At 41.2% G+C, this 11,345-nt stretch carries 7 protein-coding genes; all 7 read left to right on the forward strand.

The features are described from left to right. Positions 1–352 precede the first annotated feature (352 nt). Positions 353–991, forward strand: a complete 639-nt coding sequence (locus tag DS2_RS18760) for an OB-fold-containig protein (RefSeq protein ID WP_035016594.1) — start codon at positions 353–355, stop codon at positions 989–991. Between the two features lie 169 nt (positions 992–1,160). Beyond that, positions 1,161–2,978 (forward strand): flotillin family protein, encoded by a 1,818-nt coding sequence (locus DS2_RS18765; RefSeq protein ID WP_235188646.1) that lies wholly within the window; start codon positions 1,161–1,163, stop codon positions 2,976–2,978. Beyond that, positions 2,932–3,372: an ATP-binding protein gene (locus tag DS2_RS18770; protein WP_051480023.1), complete on the forward strand. Its 441-nt coding sequence runs from the start codon at positions 2,932–2,934 to the stop codon at positions 3,370–3,372. Before DS2_RS18765 ends, DS2_RS18770 begins: the two co-directional genes overlap by 47 nt. 193 nt (positions 3,373–3,565) lie before the next feature. After that, the gene (locus tag DS2_RS18775) at positions 3,566–4,774 is read left to right on the forward strand and encodes an efflux RND transporter periplasmic adaptor subunit (protein WP_035016599.1); all 1,209 of its coding nucleotides are present in this window, start codon (positions 3,566–3,568) and stop codon (positions 4,772–4,774) included. 10 nt (positions 4,775–4,784) lie between these two features. Further along, positions 4,785–7,925 (forward strand): efflux RND transporter permease subunit, encoded by a 3,141-nt coding sequence (locus DS2_RS18780; RefSeq protein ID WP_035016601.1) that lies wholly within the window; start codon positions 4,785–4,787, stop codon positions 7,923–7,925. Positions 7,926–7,976: 51 nt separating this feature from the next. Continuing rightward, positions 7,977–9,011, forward strand: a complete 1,035-nt coding sequence (pyrC, locus tag DS2_RS18785; RefSeq protein WP_035016602.1) for a dihydroorotase — start codon at positions 7,977–7,979, stop codon at positions 9,009–9,011. A 166-nt stretch (positions 9,012–9,177) separates the two neighbouring features. Next, entirely contained in the window at positions 9,178–11,274 is a 2,097-nt protein-coding gene (locus tag DS2_RS18790) for an alpha-amylase family glycosyl hydrolase (RefSeq protein ID WP_035016604.1), read from the forward strand. Positions 11,275–11,345 lie beyond the last annotated feature (71 nt).

Below are 11,345 nucleotides of genomic sequence, written 5' to 3' on the forward strand. Positions count from 1 at the left end.
GAGCAGCAGCGTCGCTGTTTGAGATCAGATTAGGTCAGTATTTATTACAGCGACACTAATCAAAAAGTATTAGAGCGATAAGTTAGAGCAAAATTTCTTTTTCAGGGATGAAAAAGCGAAGCGTACAAGGATGTATTTACAGCGGTTTTGCGAAAGTTATGCTTTAATGCTTTTGCATATAGCGCACACTTCCAGCGCTTTTGTATGATGCTTTCCATTACGGTGTAAGTGAATGCATTTTAATTCGAGTGTTAATATCTCGATAAATCTTTAACAAAACCTTAAAAAGGACTTGCCCACAGCAGACATAATATGTCATTCTTGGTTAGGCAATTTGTAAAAGGAACTTGGCATGATCGAATTTCTCTTAAGCGACGCAAATGTAATCTATACCAGTGCGCTTGCAATTTTATTTGCCCTTGCTTTATTTGAAGGTGTCGCCCAGTTAATAGGTGTTGGCTTATTATCATTAGTGGACGATGCGCTACCTGATATCGACTTAGATGCAGATTTTGACGCCAGCTCACTTGGCACTTTAGCGGGTTTAATGAGCTGGCTCAATTTGGGGCGTTTACCTTTTCTTATTTGGTTAACTTTATTATTGAGTGTTTTTGCATTAGCAGGTTTAACCCTCAATGCATTTTTACCTCTACCAAACATTATTGTGTTGCTGGCATCTATTGTCGCCACTTTGTTTGGCTTGAGATTTTTTGGCCGAAAGTTAGTGCAACTTCTACCCAAAAACGAAACTAGTGCGGTAAGCACCATAACTTTTATCGGCATGCCTGCAACTGTTATTCGCGGCACAGCCAAACCAAATTTTCCGGCCGAAGCCGAAGTTATTGACTCGTTCCAGCAGAAACACTTTTTAATGGTGGCACCTGAGCAAGGTGAAATCGCAACAGGTAGTCAGGTGGTTATTGTTGAAAGAGCACAGGCTGGGCATTATTTAGTCAAACAATTTGATGTCGCGGCAGAAATCAATCTGTAAGAGTGAGTTGGCGCGATAATTTAGAGCAAAATTTCTTTTTCAGGGATGAAAAAGCAAAGCTTACACGGATGTACTTGCAGCGTTTTTGTGAAGATTATGCGCTAAATCACGGTGAGGTAAACTCACAGGTTAAATTAATTAAAGTAGTAACAACCAAAACAAGGAAGCAATGATGCAAAATCAGTTAGACAATTTGTATTTTATAGGATTAGTGGCAGCTGTATCTATTGTCAGTTTAGTTCTAATTGGGGTGATTTTTTCCAAACTATACCAACGTGCTTCAAAAGAAATATCTTTTGTGCGCACGGGATTAGGCGGTGAAAAAGTTATAAAAGACGGCGGAGCAATCGTACTGCCAGTATTGCAGGATATTATTCCTGTTAATATGAACACGTTAAAACTAGAGGTGCAACGTACCGCCGAACAAGCGCTAATTACCAAAGACAGAATGCGTGTTGACGTCACCGTAGAGTTTTATTTACGCGTGGCACCAAATCACGAAGCAATTGCCACAGCTGCACAAACCCTAGGTAAACGAACTTTACAAGTTGATGCACTTAAAGCCTTGATTGAAGGTAAATTCGTTGATGTATTACGTGCTAGTGCTGCCGAAATGAGTATGCAAGAGTTACACGAAATGCGTTCTGATTTTGTTCAACGTGTGCAAAACAATGTACGTATTGACCTTGAAAAAAATGGTTTAGAACTTGAATCAGTTTCTTTAACTGCAATGGATCAAACAGATCCAAAACACTTTAGAGTTGATAATGCATTTGATGCTGAAGGTTTAACACAACTGACCAAAATTACCGAAGAGCGTAAAAAAGTTCGTAACGATATTGAGCGTGAAAATGAGACCTTAATCAAACAACGTAACCTAGAAGCTGAACAGCAACAGCTTGAAATAGGTTTAAAATCGGAACATGCACGTATTGAACAACAACGTGCAATAGAAATGAATCGCGCTAAACAAAATGCTGAAATAGAAAAAGATAAAGCATTACAAGAGCAAGCCGCTCAATTGGCTCGGCTCTCTGCAGAGCGTTCTGTTGAAGAAGCTCGCATTGCCAAAGAGCAAGAAATTGAGGCTTTGGAAATTGAGAAACAAAAGCGATTGCGTGAAGCGGATATTCAATCGCAAAGTTTGTTAGAAATTGCTGAACAAGACAAAGCAATAGCACTAGCTGCAAAATCAGAACAAGAATCAGCAGCTAAAGCTGAAGCTAAAAAAGCTGAATCTTCAGCGGTTGCAGCTGAAGAACAAGTTATCAGTGTTCGTGAAATGGCCATTGCAGAACGTCAGAAAAATATTGAGTTATTGCGCGCTAAAGAAGCTGCTGAAAAAGCGGCTGTGTCAATTCAAGTTGCTGCAGAAGCAGAAAAATCAGCGGCAATTGACCGAGCTGACGCATTAAAAACAGAGGCTCAAGCACAAGCAGAGAAGATTCGCATTGCTGCCGAAGCGCAAGCCAAAGCTGAAACGATAGCAGCAGAAGCTAAAGCAGAAACCTATCGAGTAGAAGCTGATGGTAAAAAAGCCTTACATGAAGCGGATAACCTGTTGTCACAAGCGCAAATTGAATATCAGCTTAAACTTGCTCTGTACAAATATTTACCTGAGATTGTTCGTGAATCTGTCAAACCTATGGAAAATATTGAAGGTATTAAAATTGTGCAAATGAATGGTGGTTTAATGGGGTCAAACGGTGGCGGAGATATGCCTTCAAGTGGCAATGTCGCCGACAGTGTTGCTGATGCTGCATTACGTTATCGTAGCCAAGCACCGTTAGTTGATGCTTTATTGCGAGAGGTCGGGGTAGAAGGGTTAGGCAGCAAAGCATTGGCTGGTATTACCAACTCAATTGCCCCAACGCCAACTGAAACCCAGCAACAAGGTGGCGAGCCAAAACCTGCGTCAAGTGAAGTTGTATCGGTAGCAAATGAATCAGCTAAAAACAAAAAAGCTGCTGAAGCAGATCCAGCATAAAGCGTATCCACAACTCGTGTTATTGCGTGGTTTGCCTGGTTCGGGCAAATCCACCCTTGCACGGAAAATTGTGCAACTCAATCCTAATTTCAGCCACTTTGAAGCTGATCAGTATTTTTATTCAGCCGATAAACACTACCGGTTCAATCCTCAATATTTACCCCAAGCCCATCAGCATTGTTTTGAAAAGACTAAAGCGGCATTATTGAGCGGAAAAAGTGTGGTGGTTGCGAATACGTTTGTACGTAAATGGGAGCTGAAAAAGTATTTGCAACTGGCTAAAAAACTGCGTATTCATTATATTGTTTTTACTTGCCAAGGGCAGTGGCAAAGTGTGCATAATGTACCCGAGCACGTTTTACAGCGTATGCAGCAGCGGTGGCAAAGGGATTAACCTTTCTGCTAGTATGATTAGGTTACATATGGTTACAAAACTTAGCTAAGAAAAAGTGAACTTATGTAATAAAATTAGGTCAGACCAGTTCACTACAATCTGAATACAACATAGCAACTTGTCTTTCGCGCTAATTTACACCTTAAACTTTTGGCTATAATTTGGAGTGCAAACTGAGGTTTGCATTAATAATATGGAAAAACTGCTTAATAAACGTGTCATCCTGCCTGTGATCATCTTAGCTGTAGGGATTGCTGCTATGATCGGCTTTGCGAATATGAAAAAGCCACCAGAAGAAAAAGCCCCCTCGGATAAAACACCTTTTGTTGATGTTCAACTTAATCAAGTTTCTCAGCACCAAATTTATGTGCGCTCACAAGGGGAAGTTGAGGCCAAGTATCATACGGTTTTAGTGGCTCAGGTCACGGGTGTTGTAACCCAATTAGCAGATGCCTTTGTTAAAGGTGGGTTTGTAGAAAAGGGACAAGTTTTAGCTCAGATTGATCCAAGTGACTACCAAGCGGCATTAACCGAAGCAGAAGCAAACCTAGCTTCGGCGGAAGCTCAATTAGAGCAAGAAAAAGCTCAAGCTCAGGTTGCCAAGGCTGAATGGCAACAAATTTCTGATTTAGAGCCATCAGAGTTGGCCTTACGCAAGCCGCAGTTAGCACAAGCAATTGCTAGAGTTAAAGCAGCAAAAGCACACATCCAGCGAGCAAAACGTGATTTAGAGCGTACTAGAGTTGTCGCCCCGTACGATGCAATTGTTTCAGCTCGTCACGTTAGCCCAGGCAGTTATGCAAACAAAGGTGGGCAAATAGGTGAGATTTATGCCGTCAGTTTAGCCGAGGTACGTTTACCTGTTGCTGAAGAGCAACTGGCATTTTTACCATCTGGTGGGGTGGGCGCTATGGTTAAATTAGAGACTGAGATTGAAGGTCGCAATCAGCAGTTTGACGCGCAAATTGTTCGTTCAGAAGGGATTAAAAATAAGCTTAATCGAATGCACTATTTAGTTGCACAAATTCAAGACCCTTATGCGTTAAAACCTGCAAGCAACGGCGATAGCCGAATTGAATTTGGTAGTTATGTCGTGGCCCATATCGCTGGTGAATTAATCGCACAAGCAAGTGTTGTTGATTATCACTTAATTAAAGATGGTCAAGTGGCGGTTGTTGACGAAAACAACCAGTTGGCATTTAAAACTGTCGATATATACCGGGTAGAAGACGGTCGAGCCATTATCCGCGATGGTTTAAGCCAGGATGAAAAAGTAATTGTGTCGGCGCTTGCTTACCCTGTGTCAGGCATGAAATTGACCACTAATTTAGATAAATCGCCTTCAAATATGTCGGAGCAGACCGAAGCGCAAACTGTTTTAGCCAATAAAGCCGACGAATAAGGAACATTTAATGGATACGAATAAAGGCATAATCAGTTGGTTTGCCCGGAACAGTGTTGCTGCTAACTTATTGATGTTATTCATTATAGTTGGTGGTTTGCTTACATCTTTAACTATATCAAAACAGATGTTTCCACTGTTTGAAATTAATTGGATCAATATTGATACCTCCTACCCAGGTGCCGCGCCACAAGAGGTTAGTGAAGGCATCACTATTAAAATGGAAGAGGCTTTAGAGTCGGTTCAAGGACTCAAGCGAGTTATGTCATTCTCTAATCGAGGTCATTCACATTTTGCCATCGAAGTGGATGACAGTTATGACCCAGAGCAAGTGCTTGACGAAGTTAAACTGCAAATTGACTCGATATCTAGTTTCCCAGACGGAATGGAGAGACCGATCATTCGCCGAGCTAAGCCGCGCCAAGAGGTTATGTACATTAGTTTGTATGGGCCTTTGTCGAGTGCGCAGCTTAAAGAGCTTGGTCGAACCATTCATGATGAAATTCGTAACCTGCCGAAAATTAATGTTACTGATTATTACAGCGGCTTAAATTACGAAATTTCAATTGAGGTCAGCCAAGATAAATTGCGCGAATATGGCCTATCCTTTGTCGATGTTTCAAATGCAATACGTAGTTTTTCAGCCAATCGTTCTGCAGGGCAGATTAGAACAGAGAATGGTTATGTATCTGTGCGAGTGGAAAACCAAGCGTATCGAGGATTTGAATTTGAGCAGCTACCACTCATAAATTTGCCTGACGGTACCCAAATAAAACTAGGTGATGTCGCAACGATTAATGACGGGTTTGTTGAAGGCATTCAATACTCTAAATTTAATGGCGAAAATGCAGTAACTATTTTTGTTGGAGCGGCACCCGATCAAAACATTTCTGACATTGCCAATATAGTTAACCAATATATTGATGAAAAACGACAAACTTTGCCTCAATCTGTCCATATAGAGCCATGGGTCGATTTGACTTACTATTTAGACGGCCGACTAAATATGATGTTAACCAATATGTTAACTGGTGGCTTGTTGGTGTTTTTAATACTCGGATTAACTTTAAGGTTAAAACTCGCATTTTGGGTGATGATGGGTTTACCGATTAGTTTTTTAGGTGCATTGCTATTTTTGCCTATGGAATCGATTGATGTCACCATCAATGTGGTTAGTTTGTTCGGCTTTATTTTGGTGCTTGGGGTTGTGGTTGACGATGCCATCGTCATTGGTGAAAGCATCCAAGCTGAAACCGAAAAAAGTGGCTCTACACTGGATAATGTCATTCGAGGCGCACAACGGGTTGCTGTACCCGCGACTTTTGGGGTTTTAACTACAATTGCTGCTTTTGTCCCTATGGTGATGGACGATGGCCCGAGTGCGGCTTTTTCACAAGCAATTGGTTTTGTTGTTATTTTGTGTTTAATTTTTTCATTAGTTGAGTCTAAGTTGATTTTGCCGGCGCACTTGGCTGGGATGAAACCTAAATCGCATAACAAATATAACCCGTTTGATTATTGCCGTGGTTATGTGGACCGCGGCATTAAAAGTTTTGTTGAAAACTACTATCAACCATTTATTCAATTTGCGGTCTATTACCGTTACGCAGTGTTAACCGTTTTTATTGCAATTTTAATGATCAGTGTTGGGTTACTGCAAGGTGGGTTAGTGCGCTTTGTTGGTACGCCTAAAATTCCGCATGACTTTCCAACCATTCAGATAGAGATGAATTCATCAACTGCAGAATCTGATACATTAAAAGCGGCATTATCTGTTGAGCACATGTTGTTACGCTTAGACGAGCAAGTTAAAGCTGATAATAATGGCTATGGCATGATTGGTAATATGTCTGTCGATTTGCGCAGTCGCACAACAGCGCACTTACAGGTTAAATTGGTTGATCCTGAAATTAGACCAATTGACCCATTTGAATTTTCGGCGATGTGGCGAGAAAACATGCCTGAAATACCAGGGTTAAAAACACTAACCGTGCGAGACGCATTGTTCGGTGGTGGCATGAATGATGGGGATATTAGCTTTCGGTTACTCAGTACTGATGGCCAAACATTGCGCCAAGCAGGCAATGAACTTAAACAAAAACTAGCCACGCTAGCTGGGGTCAGTGAAATCAATGACAGCTGGGAAGTGTCAACCGATGAGATCCAGTTTGAACTTAAACCTTTGGCCTATTCACTCGGTTTAACGCTTTCGGATGTCGCTTCACAAGTGAGCTTTGCATTGTATGGCTTGGAAGCCCAAAGAATTTTACGCAACGGTGATGAAATTCGCGTTATGGTGCGCTATCCCAAAGAAGAGCGTAAAGCGGTCAGTCAAATATATCAGGTACTTATTCGCACACCTCAAGGTGGAGAAATTCCACTGTCGCAGTTGGCCAATGTTAAAGTAGTTGATGGGGTGAATACCATTAGGCGTGAAAACGGCAGTCGCACTTTGGTTGTTTGGGCGAATGTTGACAGTAAAGTGGCCGAAGCGCACAAAATAGCAGGCGACATTAGTGGTAATTTTTTACCTGAAATGTTGCGCAAATATCCAACTGTACGCAGTGAATTAGCCGGTAGTATTAAAGAGCAGATGGATAGTTTAAATGAACAAGCGCGCAATTTTATATTATCTATGTTGGTGATTTATGCTTTGTTGGCTATCCCGCTTAAGTCGTACTCGCAGCCTGCGTTAATTATGACAGTGATACCTTTTGGGGTAATTGGTGCTATGTTTGGCCATATGTTGTTGGGCCAAGATCTCTCAAGCCAATCTGTATTCGGTATTATTGCCGCATCCGGCGTGGTGATTAATGACTCGCTGGTGATGGTCGACTTTGTCAACAAAGCGCGGCAACGAGGTTTATCCATTAAACAGGCGGTAATTGAATCCGGTGGTCGTCGTTTTAGAGCGATAATGTTAACCTCGCTGACAACTTTTATCGGTTTAATCCCGATAATTTCTGAAACCAGTTTGCAAGCAAAAATAGTGATCCCTATGGCGGTTTCATTAGCCTTTGGTGTGCTGTTTGCCACTTTCATCACTTTGATTATGATCCCTTGCTTGTACGTTGTGCTAGAAGACTTAAAGGCATTAGTTAGACGAAAAAAAACGCCGACTGAAGATAATTCTCAGCAGCTGGTGATTTAGAAATAGCGTTAATTGGGTATAATGGTCACAAATTGAAAGTGAGCGATATTTATGACCCAATTAACCATCCAAACGCCAGATGATTGGCACTTACATTTCCGTGATGGCGACATGTTGCCAGAGACAGTTCCGGCGACAGCGCGCTGTTTTAAGCGCGCTATTGTTATGCCAAACTTAATTCCACCTGTTACTACTGCCGAAATGGCCATGGAGTATAAAGAGCGCATATTGGCAGCTCGCCCACAAGGTAGCGATTTTCAGCCACTAATGACGTTGTTTTTAACCAACGACACAACTGTTGAACAAATTAAGCAAGCTAAAGCTGCAGGAGTAACTGCGTGTAAATTGTACCCTGCGGGTGCAACCACGAATTCAGACGCGGCTGTTTCTGCAATGGAAGCAATGTACCCTGTGTTTGAAGCTATGGCAGAAGTAGGCTTGTTATTACTTATTCACGGTGAAGTAACACGTCACGAAATTGATATTTTTGATCGTGAAAAAGCTTTTATTGATGAGCACATGTCAAAAATTACTCAGAAATTTCCGCAGTTAAAAGTAGTGTTTGAACACATTACCACTAAAGATGCCGCTGACTTTGTCATGGAAGGCAATGACAACCTTGCTGCGACCATTACGCCTCAGCATTTATTGTTAAATCGTAATGATTTATTAGTTGGTGGGGTTAAACCACATAATTATTGTTTACCAGTACTTAAACGCAGTACTCATCAACAAGCTTTGCGTGCTGCAGTGCAAACGGGTTCTAACAAGTTCTTTTTAGGCACAGACTCAGCACCACACGAGAAAGGCAAAAAAGAGTCAGCTTGTGGTTGTGCAGGATGTTATAGCGCTTGGAGTGCGATAGAATTATATGCACAGGTATTTGAAGAGTTAGACGCATTAGATAAACTTGAAGGTTTTGCTAGTCACCATGGTGCCGACTTCTATGGTTTACCACGTAACCAAGGCACCATTACTTTGGTTAAACAAGAGTGGACAATTCCAGAGCAAATTATATTGCCTAATGGCAACCCTATCGTGCCATTTCATGCTGGACAAACCATTAACTGGAAGCTCAAAGCTTAATTAACTGTAGGCTGCTCAGCTGAGATAACACTGGGTAAAAGTGTTATCTCCAGCCGATGGCAAAAAATTCTTAAGCTGCATACGTATGTAGTTGTCAAAATTTGAAAAAGTTCTATAACATTTGAGTAACAAGCAAAAATCAGATCTCAATTAGGACTTTTTACCTATGTTAAAATTATCTCCGATCTGCAGTGCCGTGGTATTGGCGTTGTCGACATTAACAATTGCTGGCTGTAGTGATGCACCTGAAGCACCACAAACCAAGACACCGGCTAAACAAGCCTCTACCAGTAAAGCTGACATCTACCAAGACTATTTAAATAGAGATGTACGAGATGACATTTTCTATTTTGTTCTGCCAGACCGTTTTGAAAATGGCGATCCAACTAACGATCAAGGTTCGCAAACAGATCCGATTTCGCGTGGCGGATTTGACCCAACGCATAAAGGTTATTTTCATGGTGGGGATTTGCAAGGTTTAAAGAATCGTTTAGATTATTTGCAAGATATGGGGATAACCGCCATTTGGTTAACACCAATTTTGCGAAATAGGGCGATGCAAGGGCCAAGTGCGGGTTATCATGGTTATTGGGTAGTCGATTTCACTGAACTAGACCCTCACTTCGGTAGCAATGATGATCTAAAAGACTTAATTGATACCGCGCACAGCAAAGGTATGAAAGTCTTTTTTGACATTATTACCAATCATACGGCTGATGTAATTAAGTATAAAGAATGTCATTATCCTGATGGTAGTCACAGAAATACCGAAACCTATTTGTGTGATTACAAATACATGGAGCAGCTCGCTCAGGGAGATACCTATACGCCATTTATCGTTGAAGGCGAAGAAAACTTAAAAGTACCTGCTTGGTTGAATGATCCTAAATATTACAATAACCAAGGTGATAGTAAGTGGCATGGTGAGAGTGCAGTTAACGGTGACTTCATGGGCCTAGACGATTTAAACACTCGTATGCCAGAAGTGGTTGATGGATTTATTGATATTTACAAAAATATCATCACTAACTTTAAACCAGACGGTTTTAGAATCGATACAGTGAAACACGTTGATATGTCATTCTGGCAAAAATTCTCTCCAGCCATTATGCAACATGCCAAAGAACAAGGCATACCCAACTTCCATGTGTTTGGCGAAGTATATGATGGTGATCCTGCATTTTTAAGTCGTTTTACCACGATTGGCAAAATGCCAGCAATCTTAGATTTTGGCTTGCAAGGCAATGCTGATGCTGTGTTTGCAAATACAGAGAGCCCTCAAAAACTTGAGCAATTGTTCGATGATGACGATTACTATAGAGATGCAGATAGCTCTCCAGACCAGCTATTAACCTTCATTGCTAATCATGATATGGGGCGCATTGGCTTATTCTTAAACAATAACTTCCCTGACTCTAGTGAAGCTGAAAAGACCCAACGGAGCATTCTGACCCACGCCTTTATGTATTTTGCACGGGGCATTCCAGTTGTTTATTACGGTGATGAACAAGGTTTTACCGGTGACGGTAATGATCAAGCTGCGCGTGAAGATATGATGCCATCAGTGACTGCCAGTTATAATGACAATAATTTGTTGGGGACAGATAAAACCACCGCAGATGATAATTTTGATCAAACCCACCCAATTTACCTGAAATTGGCTGAGTTTGCTGATATCTATAAAACTCACGCTGCACTCAGAAAAGGCATTCATTTGACTCGTCATGCAGATGAGGAACCTGGGATTTATGCGTTTTCGCGTATAGAGCGTAGTGAACAGCAGGAATATTTGTTGGTATTTAACTCGTCAACAGAACAGAAAAAGGTGGTACTAGATGCAAGTAGCAAACAATATCAGCCGCTTTATGGTGCCAAGCTGCCATTAAAAGCACAAAATGGTTCAGTGACTGTAAATGTACCAGCACTAGGCTTTGTGATTTATAAGGCAAACGACAGGATAAATCCTGTGATAGCAAGCGATATTAAAGTGGTTACCGCTGAGGTAGACAAGCGCTCACCTGATTTTATCAATATTGAGTATGATTTGTCTGGTATTACACAACAACCAAGTTTGTATAAAGTCACCACTGAATTTGTTAATCACCAAGGTGTTTATCAAATGGGCGCAACAGACTTCACTCCACCGTATCGCGCTAAAATATTAGCATCAGATATTAAAGGTGGTGTGAATGGCCAGGTTAGAGTCACTATAGACAACTTAAATGGTGATGTCCAACAAAAAGAGATATCGCTAAAACTCTAAGTAGACCGAAAAGACTTAAGATAAAAAAACCGCCATCGGCTAATGCCGATCAGTTAAGCAATAAATAGCTT

Source organism: Catenovulum agarivorans DS-2 (assembly GCF_000568405.1).
Classification (GTDB): Bacteria; Pseudomonadota; Gammaproteobacteria; order Enterobacterales; family Alteromonadaceae; genus Catenovulum; species Catenovulum agarivorans_A.

What these genes read in the sequence shown, in the direction of transcription:
- DS2_RS18775 (WP_035016599.1), top strand. Translation starts at nt 3,566, where the DNA reads ATGGAAAAACTGCTTAATAAACGTGTCATCCTGCCTGTGATCATCTTA.
- DS2_RS18790 (WP_035016604.1), top strand. Translation starts at nt 9,178, where the DNA reads ATGTTAAAATTATCTCCGATCTGCAGTGCCGTGGTATTGGCGTTGTCG.
- DS2_RS18765 (WP_235188646.1), top strand. Translation starts at nt 1,161, where the DNA reads ATGATGCAAAATCAGTTAGACAATTTGTATTTTATAGGATTAGTGGCA.
- DS2_RS18760 (WP_035016594.1), top strand. Translation starts at nt 353, where the DNA reads ATGATCGAATTTCTCTTAAGCGACGCAAATGTAATCTATACCAGTGCG.
- pyrC (WP_035016602.1), top strand. Translation starts at nt 7,977, where the DNA reads ATGACCCAATTAACCATCCAAACGCCAGATGATTGGCACTTACATTTC.
- DS2_RS18780 (WP_035016601.1), top strand. Translation starts at nt 4,785, where the DNA reads ATGGATACGAATAAAGGCATAATCAGTTGGTTTGCCCGGAACAGTGTT.
- DS2_RS18770 (WP_051480023.1), top strand. Translation starts at nt 2,932, where the DNA reads ATGAATCAGCTAAAAACAAAAAAGCTGCTGAAGCAGATCCAGCATAAA.